This window comes from Pectobacterium sp. F1-1 (assembly GCF_025643735.1).
Taxonomy (GTDB): Bacteria; Pseudomonadota; Gammaproteobacteria; order Enterobacterales; family Enterobacteriaceae; genus Pectobacterium; species Pectobacterium colocasium.
This window is the reverse complement of sequence record NZ_CP104733.1, coordinates 2,497,106-2,519,378: the sequence shown is the minus strand read 5'-3', so window position 1 is coordinate 2,519,378 and position 22,273 is coordinate 2,497,106. Positions and strand designations below refer to the sequence as shown.

21 protein-coding genes and 1 pseudogene are annotated in these 22,273 nt (G+C 54.1%); 18 read left to right on the top strand and 4 right to left on the bottom strand.

What is annotated here, in order from left to right; translation table 11 throughout:
- The first annotated feature begins 83 nt into the window (after positions 1-83).
- From NAL19_RS11165 to NAL19_RS11150, 4 genes are all read left to right on the top strand, one after another.
- The gene (locus tag NAL19_RS11165) at positions 84-3,335 is read left to right on the top strand and encodes a CHC2 zinc finger domain-containing protein (RefSeq protein ID WP_263057366.1); all 3,252 of its coding nucleotides are present in this window, start codon (positions 84-86) and stop codon (positions 3,333-3,335) included.
- Positions 3,322-4,431 (top strand): site-specific tyrosine recombinase XerC, encoded by a 1,110-nt coding sequence (xerC, locus tag NAL19_RS11160; protein WP_263057365.1) that lies wholly within the window; start codon positions 3,322-3,324, stop codon positions 4,429-4,431. The genes NAL19_RS11165 and xerC (NAL19_RS11160) overlap by 14 nt, the downstream gene beginning before the upstream one ends.
- A gap of 920 nt (positions 4,432-5,351) precedes the next feature.
- On the top strand, positions 5,352-6,203 hold the full coding sequence (locus NAL19_RS11155; RefSeq protein WP_263057364.1) for a hypothetical protein: 852 nt from the start codon (positions 5,352-5,354) through the stop codon (positions 6,201-6,203).
- A gap of 3 nt (positions 6,204-6,206) precedes the next feature.
- Positions 6,207-6,554: a hypothetical protein gene (locus tag NAL19_RS11150; RefSeq protein ID WP_225087994.1), complete on the top strand. Its 348-nt coding sequence runs from the start codon at positions 6,207-6,209 to the stop codon at positions 6,552-6,554.
- A gap of 96 nt (positions 6,555-6,650) precedes the next feature.
- Here NAL19_RS11150 and NAL19_RS11145 read toward each other — a convergent pair.
- Positions 6,651-6,710, bottom strand: a pseudogene (locus NAL19_RS11145) (hypothetical protein); the annotation flags it as partial.
- 7 nt (positions 6,711-6,717) lie between these two features.
- On the opposite strand from NAL19_RS11145, the gene NAL19_RS11140 reads away from it, so the two are divergent.
- On the top strand, positions 6,718-8,322 hold the full coding sequence (locus tag NAL19_RS11140; RefSeq protein ID WP_263057363.1) for a VENN motif pre-toxin domain-containing protein: 1,605 nt from the start codon (positions 6,718-6,720) through the stop codon (positions 8,320-8,322).
- 2 nt (positions 8,323-8,324) lie between these two features.
- A complete protein-coding gene (locus tag NAL19_RS11135; protein ID WP_225087996.1) occupies positions 8,325-8,615 on the top strand; it encodes a barstar family protein in 291 nt (96 codons plus the stop codon).
- Between the two features lie 42 nt (positions 8,616-8,657).
- Here NAL19_RS11135 and NAL19_RS11130 read toward each other — a convergent pair whose 3' ends face one another.
- Positions 8,658-8,894, bottom strand: a complete 237-nt coding sequence (locus NAL19_RS11130) for a SymE family type I addiction module toxin (RefSeq protein WP_225087997.1) — start codon at positions 8,892-8,894, stop codon at positions 8,658-8,660.
- On the opposite strand from NAL19_RS11130, the gene NAL19_RS21710 reads away from it, so the two are divergent.
- The 5 genes from NAL19_RS21710 (at position 8,877) to NAL19_RS11105 (ending at position 13,523) form a co-directional block, all read left to right on the top strand.
- Complete coding sequence (locus NAL19_RS21710; RefSeq protein ID WP_317630279.1) at positions 8,877-11,213, top strand: VENN motif pre-toxin domain-containing protein; 2,337 nt, start codon at positions 8,877-8,879, stop codon at positions 11,211-11,213. The genes NAL19_RS11130 and NAL19_RS21710 overlap by 18 nt on opposite strands.
- 1 nt (position 11,214) lies before the next feature.
- Complete coding sequence (locus tag NAL19_RS11120) at positions 11,215-11,472, top strand: hypothetical protein (protein WP_263057362.1); 258 nt, start codon at positions 11,215-11,217, stop codon at positions 11,470-11,472.
- Positions 11,473-11,754: 282 nt separating this feature from the next.
- A complete protein-coding gene (locus tag NAL19_RS11115) occupies positions 11,755-12,591 on the top strand; it encodes a VENN motif pre-toxin domain-containing protein (RefSeq protein ID WP_263057361.1) in 837 nt (278 codons plus the stop codon).
- Positions 12,554-13,147, top strand: coding sequence for a ParB N-terminal domain-containing protein (locus tag NAL19_RS11110; protein WP_263057360.1), 594 nt, complete (start codon positions 12,554-12,556; stop codon positions 13,145-13,147). The genes NAL19_RS11115 and NAL19_RS11110 overlap by 38 nt, the downstream gene beginning before the upstream one ends.
- Before the next feature lies 1 nt (position 13,148).
- Positions 13,149-13,523: a DUF6896 domain-containing protein gene (locus NAL19_RS11105; RefSeq protein ID WP_263057359.1), complete on the top strand. Its 375-nt coding sequence runs from the start codon at positions 13,149-13,151 to the stop codon at positions 13,521-13,523.
- Positions 13,524-13,580: 57 nt separating this feature from the next.
- Here NAL19_RS11105 and NAL19_RS11100 read toward each other — a convergent pair whose 3' ends face one another.
- Positions 13,581-13,805, bottom strand: coding sequence for a type I toxin-antitoxin system SymE family toxin (locus NAL19_RS11100; protein WP_263057358.1), 225 nt, complete (start codon positions 13,803-13,805; stop codon positions 13,581-13,583).
- 79 nt (positions 13,806-13,884) lie between these two features.
- Entirely contained in the window at positions 13,885-14,229 is a 345-nt protein-coding gene (locus NAL19_RS11095; RefSeq protein ID WP_225084767.1) for a helix-turn-helix domain-containing protein, read from the bottom strand.
- A 135-nt stretch (positions 14,230-14,364) separates the two neighbouring features.
- Between NAL19_RS11095 and xerC (NAL19_RS11090) the strand changes: the two genes are divergently transcribed.
- From xerC (NAL19_RS11090) to NAL19_RS11060, 7 genes are all read left to right on the top strand, one after another.
- Positions 14,365-17,415, top strand: coding sequence for a site-specific tyrosine recombinase XerC (gene xerC / locus NAL19_RS11090; protein ID WP_263057357.1), 3,051 nt, complete (start codon positions 14,365-14,367; stop codon positions 17,413-17,415).
- Between the two features lie 34 nt (positions 17,416-17,449).
- Positions 17,450-17,713, top strand: coding sequence for a type II toxin-antitoxin system ParD family antitoxin (locus NAL19_RS11085; protein WP_225084764.1), 264 nt, complete (start codon positions 17,450-17,452; stop codon positions 17,711-17,713).
- Positions 17,710-18,021, top strand: coding sequence for a type II toxin-antitoxin system RelE/ParE family toxin (locus NAL19_RS11080; RefSeq protein ID WP_225084763.1), 312 nt, complete (start codon positions 17,710-17,712; stop codon positions 18,019-18,021). The genes NAL19_RS11085 and NAL19_RS11080 overlap by 4 nt, the downstream gene beginning before the upstream one ends.
- Before the next feature lie 924 nt (positions 18,022-18,945).
- On the top strand, positions 18,946-19,500 hold the full coding sequence (locus NAL19_RS11075) for a polymorphic toxin type 25 domain-containing protein (RefSeq protein WP_263057356.1): 555 nt from the start codon (positions 18,946-18,948) through the stop codon (positions 19,498-19,500).
- Positions 19,487-19,948 (top strand): hypothetical protein, encoded by a 462-nt coding sequence (locus NAL19_RS11070; protein WP_263057355.1) that lies wholly within the window; start codon positions 19,487-19,489, stop codon positions 19,946-19,948. The genes NAL19_RS11075 and NAL19_RS11070 overlap by 14 nt, the downstream gene beginning before the upstream one ends.
- A gap of 137 nt (positions 19,949-20,085) precedes the next feature.
- Positions 20,086-21,696 (top strand): VENN motif pre-toxin domain-containing protein, encoded by a 1,611-nt coding sequence (locus NAL19_RS11065; RefSeq protein WP_263057354.1) that lies wholly within the window; start codon positions 20,086-20,088, stop codon positions 21,694-21,696.
- Positions 21,683-22,237: a hypothetical protein gene (locus tag NAL19_RS11060; protein ID WP_263057353.1), complete on the top strand. Its 555-nt coding sequence runs from the start codon at positions 21,683-21,685 to the stop codon at positions 22,235-22,237. The genes NAL19_RS11065 and NAL19_RS11060 overlap by 14 nt, the downstream gene beginning before the upstream one ends.
- Positions 22,238-22,273 lie beyond the last annotated feature (36 nt).

The window sequence follows — 22,273 nt, the reverse complement described above, 5'->3', positions numbered from 1 at the left end:
ACAGCACTTGCTAAATATACATCATGATGTACCATATTAAAACATATGTGTGGTCTTGACGTGTTTTTTACAGGAGCGACGGAATGGGACGAATGACACCGGCAGAACTGGCGCAGCTCAAGCATGAGGTGTCATTGCTGACCGTGGCGCAACGTCAGGGTCATGCACTGAAAAAGCAGGGTGACGACAGCTATGTGTGTCTGTGTCCGTTCCATCGGGAGAAAACGCCGTCCTGTGTCATTACGCCGTCAAAGAACCTGTATCACTGCTTTGGCTGCGGGGCATCGGGGTCGGTGCTGGACTGGCTGCAACACACCGAGAAACTGACCTATCCGCAGACGCTGGTGCGGCTGCGGGAGCTGGCCGGAACCCCGTCTTCTTTAGCCGCCGTCCCTGTACTGGCTTCGCCGCCAGTGGCACGGACGCCGCTGTCTGACCTGGATGATGACGGTCAGGCGCTGCTGCATCAGGTTATCGACTTCTATCACCATAACTTGTTGAACAGTCCGGAGGCGCAGCAGTGGCTGGTCAGTCGCGGGCTGAACCATCCTGAACTGGTAAGCCACTTCCGCTTAGGGTTCGCGGGGCATCACGGTATCGGCGGCAGCGCGGGGCTGTTGCCGTCGACGTCAAGCCTTGAGGGAAAACGGCTGCGCGAGCGGCTGGCCGGGCTGGGGGTATTGCGGGCGAGTACGCGACAAGACCACTTCCGGGGCTGTGTGGTGATGCCGGTTATCGGCTGGTCGGAATCGGCGAACGTGGCGCAGCGCGGGCGGGTGTTGCAGTTGTATGGTCGCCGGACCACGGCGGACTACGCGGTGAAGAAAGGCTCACCCAAACACCTCTACTTACCGTCACCGCTGGCCGGGGTATGGAACGAGGAAGCGCTGAAAGCCTCGTCTGAAATTATCCTGTGCGAAGCGCTTATCGACGCCATGACCTTCTGGTGTGCGGGGTTCCGCCATGTGACCACGGCTTACGGGTCGAACGGTTTTACCGCTGAGCATCTGGCGGCGTTGCAGTACCACGGGGTCAAGCGGGTGTTAATCGCCTATGACCGGGATGAGGCAGGCGACCGGGGTGCGGAAGCCGTGGCCGCTGACCTGCTGGAAAGCGGTATCGAGGCGTGGCGAGTGCCGTTCCCGCAGGGGCTGGATGCGAATGCCTATGCGCTGAAAAGTGGTAATCCTGAAGCGGCGTTAGGGCTGGCGCTGGAGCAGGCACAATGGATGGGTAAAGGGGTTGTCCCCGGCGTGGTGTTCAGTCATGAAACGCCGGTGTCTGACGTGGGTGAAAATCCTTCTTCTTTAGCCGCCTCTGCACCTGCGGTTGATGTGGTGCCGTGCGAACAAACGGATACCGGTGAGCTGCTGTTACGCGCCGGACCACGGGTGTGGCGGGTGCGCGGCTGGCAGAAGAACAGAGTGGCGGAAGTGATGAAGGTGAACGTGCAGGTGCGGGATGAGAGTGCCGGTACGTTCCATGTGGACTCACTGGATATGTACAGTTCACGTCATCGTCAGGGCTATATCAGTGCGGCGGCGGTTGAACTGGGCTGTGAGTCCTCGGTCATCAAACGTGAATGCGGTCGGGTGCTGCTGATGCTGGAGCAGAAGCAGGATGAAGCGCGACAATCTACGGTGCAGTCGGATGTTACAGCGGCGGTGACGGTCAGCGCGGAAGACGAAGCGGCAGCGCTGGCGCTGCTCAAATCTCCCCATCTCACCGAGCGTATCGTCAATGACCTGGCAGCCTGTGGCGTGGTGGGGGAATCAACCAATCTGCTGACGGGGTATCTGGCGGCGACGTCGCGCAAGCTGGATAAACCGCTGGCCGTGCTTATCCAGTCATCATCAGCTGCAGGTAAATCCTCGCTGATGGACGCGGTGCTGGGGCTGATGCCGGAAGAAGAGCGTATCCAGTACTCGGCGATGACCGGGCAGAGCCTGTACTACCTTGGTGAAACCTCGCTGCAACACAAGATACTGGCTATCGCGGAAGAGGAAGGGGTGCGGCAGGCGGCGTATGCGCTGAAGCTGTTGCAGTCGGACGGGGAGCTGAAAATCGCCAGTACCGGCAAGAACGAGCAGAGCGGCGAACTGGTCACACGGGAGTACAAGGTACAAGGGCCGGTAATGCTGATGCTGACCACCACGGCTATCGACGTGGATGAAGAGCTGCTGAACCGCTGTCTGGTGCTGACGGTCAACGAGAGCCGTGAACAGACGCAGGCGATACACGCGATGCAGCGACACGGGCAGACGCTGGAAGGGCTGCTGGCCGCGAGTGAGAAAGGGTATCTGACTAAGTTGCACCAGAACGCGCAGCGGCTGCTGCGGCCACTGAAGGTGGTGAACCCGTATGCTGACCGGCTGACGTTCCTGAGTGATAAAACCCGTACCCGACGCGACCATATGAAATACCTGACGCTGATACAAAGCATCGCGCTGCTGCACCAGTACCAGCGAGCGGTGAAACGGGTCGAGCATCGGGGCGCGGTTATCGAGTATATCGAGGTGGCACAGAGTGATATCGCGTTAGCCAATCAACTGGCGCATGAGGTACTGGGGCGAACGCTGGACGAGATGCCGCCACAGACGCGGAAGTTACTGGTGTTGTTGCGTGAAATGGTGCGGGATGTCGCAGTGCGTCAGGCGCTGAAAGCGGAAGAGGTTCGGTTCTCACGGCGGGATGTCCGGGCAACCCTGCGCTGGGGTGATACGCAGCTAAAAGTGCATCTCTCAAGGCTGCTGGAAATGGAATACCTTGTGCTTTACCGGCGCGGGCTGACGTATGAGTACGGCCTGCTGTGGGACGGCGAAGACAGCGGTCAGCCACACTTATGCGGGTTACTGGACGTGGAAGAAACCGTTCCGGCCAGCGAGAGCAACGATAACCGGTCGGGGTCAGATGAATATCGGTCGACCACGGGTCGGGGTGTGGTCGGTAGTCGGTCGGAGAGTGAAAAAGTAGCGTCAGACCAGACAGTACAAGGGCTGGGTGCCGAAGCGGCCGGGGTTGCTGAAAACGCAGTAATAAAGGGAAAAAAGAAAGCGGGTAAAATCGTGCTGCCCGTGAGTGCGGGTTCACCGATAAATAGCGTGGTTGAGGGCAGCGATAACCGGTCGGGTCTGGAAGCGGCTCAGTCGGCCACCAGTCGGGGTGTGGTCGGTAGTCGGTCGGACAGTGAAAAAGTGGCGTCAGGCCAGACAGTACAAGGGCTGGACGCCGAAGCAGTCGGGGTTGCTGAAAACACGGTAATAAGAGGAAAAAGAAAACGTGCTGCTGCCATCGCCTCCGATGCTAACAAGGTGGTGACGCATGGCCAACCGTAAACCACGGTCGGGTGCGCTGCTGACGGTGGATGAGGTCTACCGTAAACCCATCGGTCCGGCCAGCGACCCGAAGAGCCTGTATGCGCTGCTGCTGCGGTTCGTGGTGTGGCGTCGGGAGCGCAACGGGTCGGAGGCGACGCTGAAGGTGCAGACGCATCACCAGTACCGGTTCATCCTGTGGGCAGCAGAGCGGGGAGTGCATTATGTCCGTGACGTAACCCGCCCCATCCTTGAACGCTACCAGCGGCATCTGTACCAGTACCGCAAAAGCAACGGTGAACCCCTCTCCACCCGGACCCAGCGCACGGCGTTACAGCCGTTGCAGGTGTGGTTCAGCTGGCTGACGAAACAGCATCTGATACTGGCGAACCCGGCGGCCGACCTGGAGCTGCCGAAACTTGAAAAGCGACTGCCGCGCACGATACTGAGCGTGGAGGACGTGGAGCAGGTACTGGCCTTACCCGACCTGACGACGCTTCAGGGCATCCGTGACCGTGCACTGATGGAGCTGCTGTGGTCAACGGGGCTGAGGCGGGGTGAGGTGGCAAAGCTGGACGTCTACAGCGTGGACGGGAGCCGTAAAACGGTGACGGTGAGGCAGGGCAAGGGAAGAAAAGACCGGGTTATCCCGATAGGAAACCGGGCGCTGCGCTGGCTGAGTCACTACCAGCAACAGGTGAGGCCGCAACTGCTGGTCAGTCAGGACATTACCGCGCTGTTCGTGGCGCTGGATGGAATCGCGGGACTGACGGCGAACGGCATCACCCACATGGTCGGCCACTACATCCGGGCATCGGGACTCGCGCCGTGGGGAAGCTGTCACCTGTTCCGGCATGCGATGGCGACGCAGATGCTGGAGAACGGCGCGGATATCCGGTGGATACAGGCGATGTTAGGTCATGCGAGCGTGGAGAGCACGCAACTCTATACGCAAGTCTCCATCAGGGCGTTATCCGCAGTCCATGCGAGTACGCACCCGGCAGAGCGTGAGGCTGAAGAAGAAACCGGGCTGCTGGCTGACCTGATAGCGGACGAGGAGGCGGACACAGCGGAGCCGCACGACATACCTGTGTTGCCGGACAGTCACAAAAGTTAGCTCGTTCTCTTCAAGGCCGCAGGGTACGGCGTCGGGCAAAAGCTGCGCCATCCGTGGCGCACCTATTGCCTTGTTCAGCTAAGCGCTCCGGCGGTAAATGTCGCCCGGCCAGCGTTAACCCAAGCCGTTCTCTGTCATTAACGTTGCTGGCCGTTCGTCATTCAACATAATGTGGCATTACGCGAAAGCCGCTGAACGCGGCCAACGCGCAACGAACATTATGTCGGCGCCGGTCGGCTAATGGGCGCGCTGCGGTCTTCCTCGGCAAAGGCGTGCGGCTGGCCGCCGGGGTTGGGCTCTGTGGCGCGGTGTGGCGCACAGGGCTTCGCCCTCTGCTGCAAACCTCAGCGTGCTTCCCTGGCTCTGACGGAGTGGCCGCCATCCCTGGCGGCGCAGGCTTCGGCGTCAATCCTCAGCAAACATCAACGTCAATATCAAAGCAGAAGCCGTTCCTGCGTCACGGCGCTGAAGGGGTTTACCTCGCCCCCGCCCCGACCCCGCTGCACTGGCTGCGCCCGGCTCGCAGTCGCCGGCTCCTTGCTCGTTCCCGTGCTCGCCATCTCCGCCCCGTGCGGCCCCCGCCGGGGGCCTCCCCGCTAACCCGTTCTCTTGCGGGCTTCGCCAGCCCGCACCCGGCAGACGCTTCACCGTCCCACAGGCAAGCTGCGGAACGGCTCGCGCCGCGATAAACCCGGTTCAACAACAAAACGACTACTGGCAGCGACTTGGGCTGCTGCTATGATGTGGCGGTTGCAGGCGGTAAGGTCACGGCGGGGCGGTAGCGTGCCGGGATGAAAAAGTGCGTATCGGGGCTTGGGTGTGCTGTTATCGAAACGCTTCAGGAAAAACCGGCTGTAACTGGCTGACTGTACAGGGAAAAATGGTGTTCGCTGGCTGAGTCCGCACCGGAAAACGTTGTTGTGGAGAATAATGCGCTAAGTGACATTATTGAGAATAAAGTCTCCGGTATATCGCAGGAGGAGAAATATCAGAGCGCGCAGAAGCAACTTGTTGCTATGGTTGAAGAATTCAAAGCTCAGAATTGTGCAGGATTAAGTGCGGAAGCATGTTCGACCAAGATAAGTGAACATCGCAATGAATTGCTGAAAGGTGCTGCTGGTTTTGGATTAGACTTTGTACCGGTTGTGGGCGATATCAAAGGCTTTGCGGAAGCGCAGAATGCTATTGATTATCTGGCAGCAATGGTTGGATTAATTCCGATTGCAGGTGATGCTGCGGGTAAAGCGATTAAAGCAGCAGAAGTGGCGCTGAAGAAAGGGGATGTTGCTGAAGCGTCTAAGCTGCTCAATAAGGCTAGTGATGAAATTGCTGGCTCAGTAGCTCATACAGGAGCCGCTGTTAACCTTGACGAAGTAAACCGATTGAAATTTGATCCTCACGCTGGCAAGAACAAGCTTGCAGAAGGTTCAGCCGCCACCGAATTGCAAAATACTATGGGCGGGAAATTGGAACGTGTTGATCCTGATGCCAGTGGTGCCGATTTTGTATTTTCCAGCGGACCAAACAAAGGGAAAACTGTTGACTTTATGTTTACAACAGCAAAAGGCTCAGAGAAAGAAATTGAAGGGATGAATAAGTTTTTTAATAACAATTGGGATAATAATGTAAAAACATTACATCAGCATCTGGAAAAAGCAGATATAGTTCCCTTAGACTTTAGAAATCTTACTCCAGCAAATCAGCAGAGAATCTTAGAATATTTGAATGCTTTGCCAGAAAGTCAAAAAAATCAGATTGTTATTATGAGGTAATTCATGGCAGGAGGATTGTGTTTTAAAGGCGAAACGGTGTCTTTGGGCTCATCTGCGATAGATATTATTGCGGATTATCTACGGCCATATATTAGTGATGTCAGTATGGAGGTAATGGAGAAGGTTTATGAAGTATTCGATTATTTTCAGTTGCTTGACTTTACAAAGTTATCCTCAAGAGAATATATGTGTTGCTATGAACAGATAGAAAAAGCAATAGAAATCGATCTTAAGGCCAATCCTGTGATAAATAATCGTCCACAAGATTGGATTTTTAAGGCTTGGCATGAAGAAATCAAGCCCAAAATGCAGGCCTCATCTTTGTACGATCCTAACATGTTGGATAAGTAATTCGGATGTTATAAATAGTTCTGTATGCAGGTTTCTTGATTGACTATGTTGAATTAAAAAAACCGGCCTTGGTGCTGGGATTTTTACATGTGCCTGTCAGAACCGCGGTTCCGTCTCAATCACCAGTTTACCGCGCTCAACGGTGACGATAACAGGCTGTCCGGTGTTAAAACCGAGGTCTTCGAGCCACTTCTATGCAGCGGTAAACGACGGCAGCCTATTGTTGTGGGATACGGCGAAGCAGGTGCAGGACATCGCCACGCTGAGCCGTGACGTTGAGCACGCGAACAACGCGCTCAGCCCGATCTTTAACAAAGAGAAAGAGCAGAAACGCCTGAAACAGGCGCAGCTGATTGGTGAAATCGGTGCGCAGGTGATGGATATCGTGCGCACGGAAGGCGAGCTGAAGGCGCAGAAAGCCGCGGAAGCTAAAGGTGATGCCACCGTCAAACGTCCGCAGGACGGTGATTCGGCGCAGGAATGGGAAGTCTATAAAAAGGCGCTGACGGAGTCACCGACCTACAAGGCCGAGATGCAGAAATACGGCACGGGCAGCGACTTCCAGCGCGCGGCACAGGCGGCGACGGCGGCGATTCAGGCGCTGGCGGGCGGGGATATCCAGAAAGCGATTGCCAGCGGGGCATCACCGTATCTGGCGCAACTGGTGAAAGACGTCACGCTACCGAAGGACGAAAGCAAAATCACGGCGTCGGATATCGCGGCCAACGCGATGGTGCACGCGGTGGTGGGGGCGGTGGTCGCGCAACTGTCGGGTCAGGATGCGGCGGCGGGGGCCATCGGTGCCTCCAGCGGTGAACTGGCCGCCCGCGCCATCATGGCGGAGCAATACCCGGGCAAGACGGCAAACGACCTGACGGAAGAGGAAAAGCAGTCGGTCAGCGCGCTTTCCACGCTGGCCTCCGGGCTGATATCCGGTCTGGCGAGCAACAGCACGGCCTCCGCCGCCAGCGGCGCGCAGTCCGGGCGCAATGCGGTGGAGAATAACGCTTTGGGGGCAGATGCCGGAACAGCATTTGGGTTCTGGTTCGGCAAAAACGACGAATGCGGTACTGCCTGTAAGGCAGAGATTGCGAAAGGGATCGCTGAAGGCAATCTCGTAGTATCAGCCGGTGTAGCTGGCGTTGCCGGTGGTGCAATGATTGTGGGCGCAACCCCAGAAATTGCAGCGTTGGCAAAAGCGGCACTGGAAGGATGTAAGGCAGCGCCGACGATTTGTCTGAACAATGCCGGATTGCAGGTAGCGGAAGCTGTTACACCGGGAGGTGTCGGGGCTGCTGGAGCTATCGGGGTTGGTAAAACTGTTGCAGAAGCAACGGTGGCTAAGGCTGAAGCTGTGGCAGCTAATGCAGCAAGAAATGCTAACAATGCTGCTAGTTATGCTGGCTTGAAAATGGACTTAAAAACAACTGAAGCAGCCAATGAGGTTGTGGAAAGTTTACGTAGTACAGGGCAATTGCCTCAAAATTACGTAAATAAAGCACAAGCCAGGGCTAACGGGTGGAAGCCTGGAAAAGCCTTAAATAATACGAATCCTGATAGTCAGTTAGGGGGAGACATCTTTGAAAACTCAAATAATTTATTACCTTCTGTACCGGGTAGGGTGTGGCAGGAAGCAGATATAGGATTAAAAAATACTATGTCGAGAAGTAACCAGCCGGGGACAAGATTATTATATTCAAATGATGGGTTGCTCTATATCACAACAGATCACTACGAGACGGCGACCTCAATAGGTAAATGGAAGTAAATATGAATGAAATAATTTTAGATGGTGCAAGTATCGAAACCGAGCCTGACTTCCATAAGGCTATGTCTGATTTATTAGATTTTGGCCCTTATTATGGGCGAAATTTAGATGCCCTTAGGGATCGTTTAAGCAATGATGTAGAACGTCCAGTAAAAATAATTTGGATAAACTCTGGTTATTCAAAAAGTTGTCTTGGTGATTGCTTTAATAAAATTGTCCAAATCTTCGAACAGACAAAGCAACAAGACATTCGGTTTAATTGGGATGAGAAATTTGACTATATCCTAAAGTAAAAAAAATTCCGGCCCTTAAAAAGGCCGGGATTTTTTTGCCTGTCATTCAGCCACAATGCGTATCAGCAACTGACCGTGCTCAACACTCACTGTTACCGCCGTATCCGTGCCAAATCCTGCGGCTTCCAGCCAGTTGCCGGTAAGGTGCAGGCTGGGGCTGCGACTGTAATAGCGCGTCATATCGTTGCGGTCGGCGTGACGACGGCTGACATAGCCGACCTTCAGGTGTCGTAATGCTTGGGGTGTGTCGGGTTCTGACTTATGATGCTGCTTAGCCATAGTAACTACCTCAATGCGGCGAAAGGGCGGGAAACCGGCACGGGCAACAGCTGGTCAGAAACCACGGTGGATGCGGGTAACCACGTCACGCTGAAAAGCGAGCGCGACACGCGGCTGACTGGCGCGCAGGTGAACGGCGAGCGCATTGATGTTGATGCCGGACGTAACCTGCTGCTGCAAAGTCAGCAGGACAGCGAGCGTTATGATTCCAGACAGGTGAGCGGCTCGGCGGGCGGCAGCTTTACCTGGGGCGGCGGAGGTGGCAGCGGCTATATCAGCCTCAGTAAAGACAAGATGCACAGCAATTATGACAGCGTGCAGCAGCAGACCGGGCTCTTTGCGGGTAAAGACGGCTTTGGTATAAAGACCGGTGAACACACCCAGCTTGACGCTGCGGTCATTGGCTCCACTGCCAGCGCCGAGAAAAATCGGCTGGACACGGGGACGCTGGGCTGGAGCGGGCTCAACAACAAAGCCGAGTTCAAGGTGGAGCACAGCGGCGCCGGGTTCAGTGCCAGCCCGTCCCTGAACGGCAGTATGCTGTCGACGCTGGCGATGAATGTGCCGTCAGCGCTGATGTCGCTGGGTAGCCGCGGCAATGCGTCCAGCACCACCTATGCGGCGGTGAGCGACGGCACGTTGTTGTTGCGGGACACGGCGAAGCAGGTGCAGGATATCACTACGCTGAGCCGTGACGTTGAGCACGCGAACAACGCGCTCAGCCCGATCTTTAACAAAGAGAAAGAGCAGAAACGCCTGAAACAGGCGCAGCTGATTGGTGAGATTGGCGCGCAGATGATGGATATCGTGCGCACGGAAGGCGAGCTGAAGGCGCAGAAAGCGGCGGAAGCTAAAGGTGATGCCAAAGTCAAACGTCCGCAGGACGGTGATTCGGCGCAGGAATGGGAAGTCTATAAAAAGGCGCTGACGGAATCGCCGACCTACAAGGCCGAGATGCAGAAATACGGCACGGGCAGCGACTTCCAGCGTGCGGCACAGGCGGCGACGGCGGCGATTCAGGCACTGGCGGGCGGGGATATTCAGAAAGCGATTGCCAGCGGGGCGTCACCGTATCTGGCACAGCTGGTGAAAGATGTCACGCTACCGAAGGATGAAAGCAAAATCACGGCGTCGGATATCGCGGCGAACGCGATGGCGCACGCGGTGGTGGGGGCGGTGGTCGCGCAACTGTCGGGTCAGGATGCGGCGGCGGGGGCCATCGGTGCCTCCAGCGGTGAACTGGCTGCCCGTGCCATCATGGCGGAGCAATACCCCGGCAAGACTGCGAGCGACCTGACGGAAGAAGAAAAGCAATCCGTCAGTGCGCTTTCCACGCTGGCCGCCGGGCTGATATCCGGTCTGGCGAGCAACAGCACGGCCTCCGCCGCCAGCGGCGCACAGTCCGGGCGCAATGCGGTTGAGAATAACTATCTGAGCAGCGATATGTATGCGCTGGACAGAAAAGTGAAAGCAGCCAAAGAAAAAGGAGAGGATATTACTCCTATTCTTGAAGAGGCACGTAAGCAGGCAGAAAAAGACAGGGAAAAACAGATAGCATCGTGCCAAGAGAACCCTGATATGTGTGCATTTGGCCGTGAGGTCGCAAATGATGCTTATAATGCATATGTTGAAAATGGATTCTTACAGGGAATTGACCCAGATGTTGCCAGGTTTGTACAGCAAGAGACGGGGAACGATAATGCGGTCATAGACCGATATGCCAGTGAGTTTGGTAAAGGTTTAGCAGTTGTCTCTGAGGGGGCTGCTTTGCTTGCAGGGACAGGCATTGGTGTGCTTTTACCCGGTAAAGCAGGTGTTTCAGCTAGAGATTCAAAATTAAGCCAATCTAAAATAAATGAGATTGTTAACACTCCAAAAGGGGAACGGCCTGAGCCATCAACATACATGTCAAAAGCTGAAATAGATGCGCATTTGGCTAAGTTTGACGATGGGGCGGTGAGATTTACCTCAATGGGGGATGTGAAAAAGTATGGAACCCTTGGCCCAGATAATGGGTTTGTGATGCCCAAATCTGAATTCGATAAATTGATAAAAGAATCAAGTGGTAATCTCAGGATTGTGGAGAAAAAACAGGGACTAGAGTCGGGCTACTTAGGTAATTCAAACACGGGTGTTTTTTATATCAAGAAGCAAGATATTAAGAATTTGAAAATCCCATCAGGGAATGAACTTGGCGCAAATAAGTTTTGGTTGCCAGGAGGAAAGACATCTGGTGGTATTTCTGAGGCTGTAATGGATTTTTCACACAAGCCAAACGCCCAGTTGATTGATTTGAATAAATATAATGGTGGTAAGTGAGATGAATGATATGGATAAATACTACACAATGAAATCATTTTCATATCCTGAAAAGGCCCCATTGGTAGATGACGAATTCTCAACCGAGGATTGGTGGAGAGTAAGGAAATTAAATAATTGCCAGTATGTTTTTTTCTGTTTGTCAGGAACTCAGGGAACTGAAGAACAAAAAGTAGAAATTACAGAAAGTGAATACAATGAGCTAATTAATGGTCATTTAACAGCAAATGATATTTGTTTGAAATATAAAATTGGCTAATGGGATGCTGTAAATCATTTTGTGTCTGTCATTCAAGTACTATATGGATCAGTAGTTATCCATGTTCAGCGGTGATGATGACTGTGGTATCGGCCTCAAATTCCGTAGCTTCTGGCTAGGCACCTTTGAGGTGTAGGCTGGACTTCGGCTGTAATCGCGCGTCATTTCGGTCTGTGTGACGTTGAGCACGCGAACAACGCGCTTAGCCCGATCTTTAACAAAGAGAAAGAGCAGAAACGCCTGAAACAGGCGCAGCTGATTGGTGAAATTGGCGCGCAGGTGATGGATATCGTGCGCACGGAAGGCGAGCTGAAGGCGCAGAAAGCCGCGGAGGCTAAAGGCGATGCCACCGTCAAACGCCCGCAGGACGGTGATTCGGCGCAGGAATGGGAAGTCTATAAAAAGGCGCTGACGGAATCGCCGACCTACAAGGCCGAGATGCAGAAATACGGCACGGGCAGCGACTTCCAGCGCGCGGCACAGGCGGCCACGGCGGCAATTCAGGCGCTGGCGGGCGGGGACATCCAGAAAGCGATAGCCAGCGGAGCCGCGCCGTATCTGGCACAGTTGGTGAAAGACGTCACGCTACCGAAGGATGAAAGCAAAATCACGGCGTCGGATATCGCGGCGAATGCGATGGCGCACGCGGTGGTGGGGGCGGTGGTCGCGCAACTGTCGGGTCAGGATGCGGCGGCGGGGGCCATCGGTGCCTCCAGCGGTGAACTGGCCGCCCGCGCCATCATGGCGGAGCAATACCCGGGCAAGACGGCAAACGACCTGACGGAAGAGGAAAAGCAGTCGGTCAGCGCGCTTTCCACGCTGGCCTCCGGGCTGATATCCGGTCTGGCGAGCAACAGCACGGCCACCGCCGCCAGCGGCGCACAGTCCGGGCGTAATGCGGTGGAGAATAACTTCCTCAGTACAGAGGAGAACCGTCAACGGCTAAGTGAAATGTCATCCTGTGGCAGTGACAGTGCCTGTAAAGATGAGGTGACGGAGAAGTTCAAGAAAATCTCCGACGAACAAATCAAGAGTGTCGAAAACTGTTCCAGTGTTGATGTGTGTTGCAAAAGCCAAAGAAATGGCGGAGTTGCAGGCAGGCTATGGTCAGCGAATTGAGGAGTTGGGGGAGAAACTTCGGGCTGATGGTAGCTTGAGCGGTGCAGACCTTGAGGAATGGGCTTATCTGCACGTTGTGACGCCTGCTCTGGAAGCTGGACGTTTACAGGCGATACATAACGCGCAGGCAGTGGGCGGTTCGGATGAGGCGTCACAGCTTGCAATTAACACCATTGCTCAAGCGGGGGCGACAAGTGCGGCTGGTATCATTGGCGGAGCAGGTAAGGCTGGAAATAATAATGGAAATGGTACTTCTCAAGTAACTACTAAGAACGTAGATCCAAGTATTCTAATTAGCAGGCAAAATAAAAATGAAATGTCGGGTTCACAAGTAAAACGGCTTGTGAAAGATATGAAAGCAAATGGCTTTGATGCCAATGAACCTGTCGATGTTGCTATCGTAAATGGTAAAGCAATTATTATTGATGGTCATCATAGAGCTGAAGCAGCAGCAAAAGCCGGAATTAAAGATATACCAATTAGAATACATGAGGTTACAAAAGAACAAGGTGATCAGCTTTTGCGGGAAGCCGCTGAGGCAAGGGTAAGGTATTGATATGATGAATGAACGGGAAATTATCAGTTTTATCAGTCTTCAAGAGATGTTAATGAAGGCCTTCTTTATTGCTTATCCGAGCTTAAAGGACTTTGACTTCTTGCTGGACTTCCCTAAGAAAGGGACTGTTTTTGTTAATGACAGTGAATGGAATTTTATTAAACATGGTAAAGGTATTAAGTTTTTAATAAGAAACATCCAAAAAGAGACAGTAGTCGATATTAATAATATCAAAAACCCCAAGTTGATAGATGTATGGCGCTTATCTCAATATTTTCCATCACATGATGATCATGAAATAAAGGGGTTATTAGATGGAATGGTTGAGTCTGGGATCTTACAAAAAATATCAGAGAAGCAATATGAGTTAATATGATTAAGTAGTCAAAGCATCCCGGCTTCTCAAACAGGCCGGGATTTTTACCTTTACCGGTCAGAACCTTAGCTCGGTCTCAATGACCAGTTTACCGCGCTCAACGGTGACGATAACGGGCTGTCCGGTGTTAAAGCCGAGGTCTTCGAGCCACTTGCCGCTGAGCTTAAGCTGCGGGCTGGGTGGTTTTTTACCGCCGTTGGGGGCGTAACCGACGGTGTAATGCCGTTGTGGCTCTTTTACTTCAGTTGCGCGGGGTTCTGGCTTAGAATCGCGTTCAGCCATGATTAACTACCTCACTTAGTGGGTTATGGTGAGCGACCTGACAGTGTTCCCGCACTGGCGGGTCGCGCTAAAATTACGGTTAACTCGGTGTCTTACGTGTAAAACGGTTGGCATCGTGCTTGAGGATCAATGACTCCAGCAGCACTCTGGCCACTTCCTTCTCTTCAGGTGAGAACTGACTCACCGCCTCAAACTGCAAGCGCAGCTCATCGTCGGGGTTGCGTTCTGCCTTATCAAAAACAAGCGTATCTGCACTGACAGACAGCGCACAGGACAGCTTACGGATAATCTCCAGCGTGGGCTGAACTTCGTCAGACTCATAGCGGCGTATCATCGTCACGTGACAGCCCACCTTCTCAGCCAGAGCCGCTTGTGTCAGCTTACGGTCTTTACGCAGGGCAGCAAGACGTTTACCAAAGTCCATAGATATTACTCGCCAAGGAAACAATGCCAGCATCTTAACCCCCTGTATCGTAAGTGGTGCTTGTGATATACCATATATGCATTTATAAATAAACCATAAAGGCATATTGACAGGTTTTTGACAGGAGCGGCAGGAATGGGACGAATGACACCGGCAGAACTGGCGCGACTCAAGCATGAGGTGTCATTGCTGAGCGTGGCGCAAAGTCAGGGACATGTGCTGAAAAAGCAGGGTGACGACAGCTATGTGTGTCTGTGTCCGTTCCACCGGGAGAAAACGCCATCCTGCGTTATCACGCCATCAAAGAACCTGTATCACTGCTTCGGCTGCGGCGCGTCGGGGTCGGTGCTGGACTGGCTGCAACACACCGAGCGGCTGACCTACCCGCAGACTCTGGTGCGGCTGCGGGAGCTGGCCGGAACCCCGTCTTCTTTAGCCGCCGTCCCTGTACTGGCTTCGCCGCCAGTGGCGCGGACGCCGCTGTCTGACCTGGATGATGACGGTCAGGCGCTGCTGCATCAGGTTATCGACTTCTATCACCATAACTTGTTGAACAGTCCGGAGGCGCAGCAGTGGCTGGTCAGTCGCGGGCTGAACCATCCTGAACTGGTAAGCCACTTCCGCTTAGGGTTCGCGGGGCATCACGGCATCGGCGGCAGCGCGGGGCTGTTGCCATCCACCTCAAGCGGTGAAGGAAAACGGCTGCGTGAGCGGCTGGCCGGGCTGGGGGTGCTGCGGTCTGCCACAAAACAGGACCACTTCCGGGGCTGCGTGGTGATGCCGGTCGTGGGCTGGAGCGAGTCGGCGAACGTGGCGCAGCGCGGGCGGGTGTTGCAGTTGTATGGTCGCCGGACCACGGCGGACTATGCGGTGAAGAAAGGGGCGGCGAAGCACCTGTATCTGCCGTCACCGCTGGCCGGGGTATGGAACGAGGAAGCGCTGAAAGCCTCACCGGACATCATCCTGTGTGAAGCGTTAATCGATGCGATGACCTTCTGGTGCGCGGGGTTCCGCCACGTGACCACGGCTTACGGGGCGAACGGCTTTACTGCTGAGCATCTGGCGGCGTTGCAGTACCACGGGGTAAAGCGGGTGCTGATAGCCTATGACCGGGACGAGGCAGGCGACCGGGGTGCGGAAGCCGTGGCCGCTGACCTGCTGGAAAGCGGTATCGGGGCGTGGCGGGTGCGGTTCCCGTCGGGGCTGGATGCGAATGCCTATGCGCTGAAAAGTGGTAATCCTGAAGCGGCGTTAGGGCTGGCGCTGGAGCAGGCACAATGGATGGGTAAAGGGGGTGTCCCCGGCGCGGTGTTCTCCCATGAAACGCCGGTATCTGACGTGAGTGAAACCCCTCCTTCTTTAGCCGCCCAGCCGAATGAACCAACAACACCACCGGTTCAGGCACTTATCCCGTGCGAACAAACGGATACCGGTGAGCTGCTGTTACGCGCCGGACCACGGGTGTGGCGGGTGCGCGGCTGGCAGAAGAACAGCGTTGCCGAGGTGATGAAAGTCAACGTACAAGTGCGGGATGACGCAACCGGTGCGTTCCATGTGGACAGTCTGGACATGTACAGTTCACGTCATCGTCAGGGCTATATCAGCGCGGCGGCGGCGGAGTTGGGCTGTGAGGCCTCGGTCATCAAGCGCGAATGCGGTCGGGTGCTGCTGATGCTGGAGCAAAAGCAGGATGAAGCGCGACAATCTACGGCGCAGTCGGATGTTACAGCGGCGGTGACGGTCAGCGCGGAAGACGAAGCGGCAGCGCTTGCGTTACTCAAATCTCCCCATCTCACCGAGCGTATCGTCAATGACCTGGCGGCCTGTGGCGTGGTGGGGGAATCAACCAATCTGCTGACCGGGTATCTGGCGGCGACGTCGCGCAAGCTGGATAAACCGCTGGCCGTGCTGATACAGAGCAGTTCGGCGGCGGGGAAATCGTCGCTGATGGACGCGGTGCTGGGGCTGATGCCGGAAGAAGAGCGCATCCAGTACTCGGCGATGACCGGGCAGAGCCTGTACTACCTTGGCGAGACCTCGCTACAGCACAAGATACTGGCGATAGCGGAAGAAGAAGGGGTGCGGCAGGCGGCGTATGCGCTGAAGCTGTTGCAGTCGGACGGGGAGCTGAAAATCGCCAGTACCGGCAAGAACGAGCTGAGCGGGGAACTGGTCACACGGGAATACAAGGTACAGGGACCGGTGATGCTGATGCTGACCACCACGGCCATGAAGGTGCAGACGCATCACCAGTACCGGTTCATCCTGTGGGCGGCAGAGCGGGGTGTGCATTACGCCCGTGACGTAACCCGCCCCATCCTTGAACGCTACCAGCGCCATCTGTACCAGTACCGCAAAAATAATGGGGAGCCACTGAGCACCCGAACACAACGCACGGCGTTACAGCCGTTGCAGGTGTGGTTCAGTTGGCTGACGAAACAGCATCTGATACTGGCGAATCCGGCGGCCGACCTGGCGCTGCCGAAGCTGGAGAAGCGACTGCCGCGCACGATACTGAGCGTGGAGGACGTGGAGCAGGTACTGGCCTTACCCGACCTGACGACGCTTCAGGGCATCCGTGACCGGGCGCTGATGGAGCTGCTGTGGTCAACGGGGCTGAGGCGGGGTGAGGTGGCAAAGCTGGATGTCTACAGCGTGGACGGGAGCCGTAAAACGGTGACGGTGAGACAGGGCAAGGGAAGGAAAGACCGCATCGTTCCCATCGGCGGACGGGCACTGCGCTGGCTACGTTATTACCAGCAACAGGTGAGGCCGCAACTGCTGGTCAGTCAGGACATCACGGCGCTGTTCGTGGCGCTGGATGGAATCGCGGGACTGACGGCGAACGGCATTACCCACACGGTCGGCCACTACGTCAGGACATCCGGGATAGCGCCGTGGGGAAGCTGTCACCTGTTCCGCCATGCGATGGCAACGCAGATGCTGGAGAACGGGGCGGATATCCGGTGGATACAGGCGATGCCGGGTCACGCGAGTGTGGAGAGCACGCAACTCTATACGCAAGTCTCCATCAAGGCGTTATCCGCAGTCCATGCGAGTACGCACCCGGCGGAGCGTGAAGCTGAGGAAGAAACCGGGCTGCTGGCCGACCTGACGGCAGAAGAGGAGGAGCATCAGAAAGAAGGGGTTGACGGAACGGGAGAGGAAGAAAATACTAACAGATAATAATAGATACTATCCTGTGTAGTCGGAGGCAATAATGGCAACCAGTATCGCGTTAAGTCCTTACTTCGAGCAATTTATCCGTGAACAAATCGAAAGTGGTCGTTACAACAATGTCAGCGAGGTCATCCGTGCAGGGTTGCGGGCACTGGAGGAGCGAGAGCAGCAGGTAAAGCTTGATGCGCTACGGACGGCGGTCGAGTTGGGCGTAAACAGCGGAAAGGGCAAGGATGCTGAAGCGGTGTTCGGGCGTCTGTCGCAGAAATACCGGAACATGGCTGAAGGTGAGGAAGCGGAATGAAACTGACGGTATCGCCGCTGGCAGAGCAGGATATCGAAGCGATAGGTGACTATATCGCGCAAGATAACCCGGTACGGGCGCTGAGCTTTACCGAAGACTTGTACCGGCAGTGTTGTGTAATCGGCGACAATCCCTGGCTCTACCGTGAGCGTCCAGAGCTGGGGCAATCCATCCGAAGTTGTGTCTATGGTCGTTATCTTATCCTGTATGGAACGACGGATACGGAGGTCAGGATAGAGCGTGTCTTGCACGGTGCGCGTGATATCGACAATCTGTTCTCCGATGTACCAAACAGTCACAAAAGTTAGCACGTTCTCTTCAAGGCCGGAGGATGGTGCAGGGCAAACGCCGCGCCATCCGTGGCGCACCGCTTGCCTTGTTCAGATAAGGCGCTCCGGCGGTAAATGCCGTCCGGCCAGCGCTTATCTTTATCACTCTCTGTCATTAACGTTGCTGGCCAGTCGTCATTCAACATAATGTGGCATTACGCGAAAGCCGCTGAACGCGGCCAACGCGTAACGAACATTATGTCGGCGCCGGTCGGGTAATGGGCGCGCTGCAGTCTGCTTCCACATCGGCGTGCGGCTGGCCGCCGGGGTTCGGCTCCTGGGCGCGGTGTGGCGCACAGGGCTGCGCCCTCTGCTGTCAGCATCGCGTTCCTTCCCTGGCTTCTACGGTGTGGCCGCCATCCCTGGCGGCGCTGGCATCGGTGCCCACCTTCAGCAAACGTCAACGTCAACATCAACAGAACAGGGGTTGTCGGCCTGACGGCCTCCGCTTAACGGCTTCACCTCGCCCCCGCCCCAACCCCGCTGCACTGGCTGCGCCCGGCTCGCAGTCGCCGGCTCCTTGCTCGTTCCCGTGCTCGCCATCTCCGCCCCGTGCGGCCCCCGCCGGGGGCCTCCCCGCTAAGGCGTTGACTTGCGGGCTAGGCCCGCCCGCACCCGGCAGACGCTTCGCCGTCCCACAGGCAAGCTGCGGAACGTCTCGCGCCGCGATAACCCCGGTTCAACAACAAAACGGGTAATGGCAGCGGCTTGCGCCGCTGCTATGATGTGGCGGTTGCAGGTGGTAAGGTCACGGCGGGGCGGTAGCGTGCCGGGATGAAAAAGTGCGTATCGGGGCTTCGGCGTTCGGGTATCGAAACGCTTCAGGAAAAACCGGCTGTAACTGGCTGACTGCACAGGGAAAAGTGGAGTTCGTCGCCGGAGTGTACGCCGGATAAAGTTGTTGTGGAGAATAACTTATTCAGTCCAGACAGTATGCCGAAAGGGTTGCAGGATTACGGACAATCAGTGACGTCCTGGACACAGTACGCCGTTGATAACAATCTGACACCGGAGCAGATTCAAGAAGGATTGAATCGTATTGCTATTGGTGAAGGGTCATCATGGGGTACTGAAAATAAGGTTAAACCTAATGTAAAGGTTGAGGTTTCAGGTGGCTTGGGACCTGCTTTGAAAGGTGAGGCTGAGATTAATAATGATTATTTATCTGTTTCTACAGGATATACGAATGGGTTTGGTGTTAAGGCCTGGGCTTCGGTGGGTATTGATTTTGGTCCATACGCGCCAGGAATGCTTGGTGACTTAAGCCGTGATTATTCAACGAGTCTCGGTTTTGGTCCTGGTTCCGTAGGATTGTCTGCTGGGAAAGATGGTATTGGTTTTTCTTTCTCTATTGGGCCAAGTATTGGTTTTACAGGATCTTCAACTGGATCTCATATTGAAAAAATAGATCTGAACGGTGATTCTACTAAGGAAATATACCACCATGATTTCAAATGATATTATTCTTAATTCGTCATCATTTATGATGTTGTTTTTTTTATCATTATGGGGAGTGTGTTTTTTTATTTTTGTGTATAGAAACCTTGGTGGGCCTAAGGTAGGTAAGGATTCTTTACTTTATTTTAATTTTATGTTTTTCAAACACAACGCTTTATCAAACTGTGCATTAATTTTTCTTGTCCTTGGTTATATAGCAGCAGCAATAGCTGAATATCGAAGAGAGTTTAATAGTTTACTGTTAATGTCTAACTTGGCCGGAGGGGGGTCATTCTTTTTCTTTGCACTATATGGGAAGTATTTTTACCAAGGATTAATTGATGATGAAAAATCGTTTTTTTTTATTAAAATTTTTTTAACAAAATTAGATCTATCCTTTGGGGCGATTTTTCTTTGGCTATCAAGGTTCGCATATATAACATGGTTGATTGTATTCATTAGTAATTAAACTTCGTGACTTAGAAAATCCCGCCCCCTAAAAAGGCCGGTTTTTTGTCTGTTATTCAGCCACAATGCGTATCAGCAGTTGCCCTTGTTCAACTGTGATGATGACTGGGGTATCCGTCCCAAATCCGGTGGCCCTTGGTGCAGGATATCAGCACGCTGAGCCGTGACGTTGAGCACGCGAACAACGCGCTTAGCCCGATCTTTAACAAAGAGAAAGAGCAGAAACGCCTGAAACAGGCGCAGCTGATTGGTGAAATTGGCGCGCAGGTGATGGATATCGTGCGCACGGAAGGCGAGCTGAAGGCGCAGAAAGCCGCGGAGGCTAAAGGCGATGCCACCGTCAAACGCCCGCAGGACGGTGATTCGGCGCAGGAATGGGAAGTCTATAAAAAGGCGCTGACGGAATCGCCGACCTACAAGGCCGAGATGCAGAAATACGGCACGGGCAGTGACTTCCAGCGTGCGGCACAGGCAGCCACGGCGGCGATTCAGGCACTGGCGGGTGGGGACATCCAGAAAGCGATTGCCAGCGGGGCGTCACCGTATCTGGCGCAGTTGGTGAAGGACGTCACGCTACCGAAGGATGAAAGCAAAATCACGGCGTCGGATATCGCGGCGAACGCGATGGCGCACGCGGTGGTGGGGGCGGTGGTCGCGCAACTGTCGGGTCAGGATGCGGCGGCGGGGGCCATCGGTGCCTCCAGCGGTGAACTGGCCGCCCGCGCCATCATGGCGGAGCAATACCCGGGCAAGACGGCAAACGACCTGACGGAAGAGGAAAAGCAGTCGGTCAGCGCGCTTTCCACGCTGGCCTCCGGGCTGATATCCGGTCTGGCGAGCAACAGCACGGCCACCGCCGCCAGCGGCGCACAGTCCGGGCGTAATGCGGTGGAGAATAACGCGCTCTCCTCAAAAGATGAGAAACAGCGGCAGGATACGAAATGGTCTCTGCCTTATCTGGAAGGGGAAAAGAAAGCCCAAGCTGAGCAACTGGTCGCTAACTTGGATGCTAAAGATGGTGCGTTTGATGCAGCTATTGATGCTGCATGTAAGAACCTTTCATCAGCGGCGTGTCAGGGGATGCGGCAGGAACTGGCTGCGATGGCGAAAAGCTACGATGAACAGCTTGATGGGCAGTACATCGGCACGATGGCCAGCATCTATAAGGAAGGAAAAGGTCAGGTTGATGGCCTGATGTGGCAGTACGCTAGTGCGGATGCAAAAGCGGAGCGCGAGGCAAACGTCAGCCGTATCGCTGAAAACTGGGGAGTGAGTAAGGAAACAGCCGATATTTTATACACCAGTATGGCGGGAATACATACTGCTGCGGCGATTGGTGGTGCGTTTTATGGGATGAAAGGTCCGAGTACTGTAACTGTTTATCGAGTTGAAGGTACTCCCAATACCCGTCTTTTAATAGGAGAAAACGGGCAGGTTACTATCACTGGCAGTACTACGTTATATTTAAACTTCGGTGATAAGGCTAGAGCGCTGGAGTTTTTCGAAAAGCGTAGTATTCAGAATATGGATAATACATCGATCAAAACGTTCGAAGTACCAAACTCTGTTCTGGATGATTTAAGAAAAACAGCCGTAAAAGAAAGTGTTGCTCGATTGCCAGAAAATAAAGGTAAACCCGTTATTGCTGATCCAACGAAGGCAAAGGATCAATATGGAATAAGACCTGAAAAGCTGAAAGAGTTACAAGATAAAATCATTCAGGGGACAGGAAAAAATGCAAATAAGTGATGAAGTATTGCAGCAAATTTTGCTGGAACGTGAGAGGTTAAACGAACCTCCCCAGCCAATCGGGAAAGCCTCTGGCGCAGGAATCGCCAGATTTATTGTGTCATGCAATGATGCTTCTTCGGTATTGAATTTGGCAAAAGAAGTACTGACTATCGTAAATAATCATTCGACGCAACGTTGGCCTTCTCTTAATGAATGGTCAAATATGCTTCCCTCTCAATTTGTTGATGAATGTTTACCAGAATTAACTGAGGCAGAAAGGGAAAAACTAACTCAAAGATGGGATGCTTTATCTTATGAAGAAAAACTTGCTGAAGCATCTCATGATGATAAATGGACACTATCATCATGGTTATCTTGGCTTGCACCTGAAGAGCGTGAGTGGTTTTGGTGGGATGCTATTTTATTCGATGAGCCTATAAATAATAGTCATTTTTTAATTGAAGTAACTACATTAGATTCGGATTTTATGTCCGGTGCTTTAAAATGGTTATTTAAAGCTTGTGGTGCAATTGATGTCCTCTCTGAGAATGATTTATAGATAAAAATCCCGACCTCTCAAACAGGCCGGGATTTT

Bases quoted from the DNA above. Each gene is read 5' to 3' on its own strand.
- NAL19_RS21710 (WP_317630279.1), top strand. From the start codon at position 8,877: ATGATGCTGCTTAGCCATAGTAACTACCTCAATGCGGCGAAAGGGCGG.
- NAL19_RS11080 (WP_225084763.1), top strand. From the start codon at position 17,710: ATGAAACTGACGGTATCGCCGCTGGCAGAGCAGGATATCGAAGCGATA.
- NAL19_RS11085 (WP_225084764.1), top strand. From the start codon at position 17,450: ATGGCAACCAGTATCGCGTTAAGTCCTTACTTCGAGCAATTTATCCGT.
- NAL19_RS11060 (WP_263057353.1), top strand. From the start codon at position 21,683: ATGCAAATAAGTGATGAAGTATTGCAGCAAATTTTGCTGGAACGTGAG.
- NAL19_RS11110 (WP_263057360.1), top strand. From the start codon at position 12,554: ATGGCGGAGTTGCAGGCAGGCTATGGTCAGCGAATTGAGGAGTTGGGG.
- NAL19_RS11070 (WP_263057355.1), top strand. From the start codon at position 19,487: ATGATTTCAAATGATATTATTCTTAATTCGTCATCATTTATGATGTTG.
- xerC (WP_263057357.1), top strand. From the start codon at position 14,365: ATGGGACGAATGACACCGGCAGAACTGGCGCGACTCAAGCATGAGGTG.
- NAL19_RS11095 (WP_225084767.1), bottom strand. From the start codon at position 14,229: ATGGACTTTGGTAAACGTCTTGCTGCCCTGCGTAAAGACCGTAAGCTG.
- NAL19_RS11165 (WP_263057366.1), top strand. From the start codon at position 84: ATGGGACGAATGACACCGGCAGAACTGGCGCAGCTCAAGCATGAGGTG.
- NAL19_RS11130 (WP_225087997.1), bottom strand. From the start codon at position 8,894: ATGGCTAAGCAGCATCATAAGTCAGAACCCGACACACCCCAAGCATTA.
- NAL19_RS11105 (WP_263057359.1), top strand. From the start codon at position 13,149: ATGATGAATGAACGGGAAATTATCAGTTTTATCAGTCTTCAAGAGATG.
- NAL19_RS11100 (WP_263057358.1), bottom strand. From the start codon at position 13,805: ATGGCTGAACGCGATTCTAAGCCAGAACCCCGCGCAACTGAAGTAAAA.
- NAL19_RS11135 (WP_225087996.1), top strand. From the start codon at position 8,325: ATGAATGAAATAATTTTAGATGGTGCAAGTATCGAAACCGAGCCTGAC.
- NAL19_RS11120 (WP_263057362.1), top strand. From the start codon at position 11,215: ATGAATGATATGGATAAATACTACACAATGAAATCATTTTCATATCCT.
- NAL19_RS11115 (WP_263057361.1), top strand. From the start codon at position 11,755: ATGGATATCGTGCGCACGGAAGGCGAGCTGAAGGCGCAGAAAGCCGCG.
- xerC (WP_263057365.1), top strand. From the start codon at position 3,322: ATGGCCAACCGTAAACCACGGTCGGGTGCGCTGCTGACGGTGGATGAG.
- NAL19_RS11150 (WP_225087994.1), top strand. From the start codon at position 6,207: ATGGCAGGAGGATTGTGTTTTAAAGGCGAAACGGTGTCTTTGGGCTCA.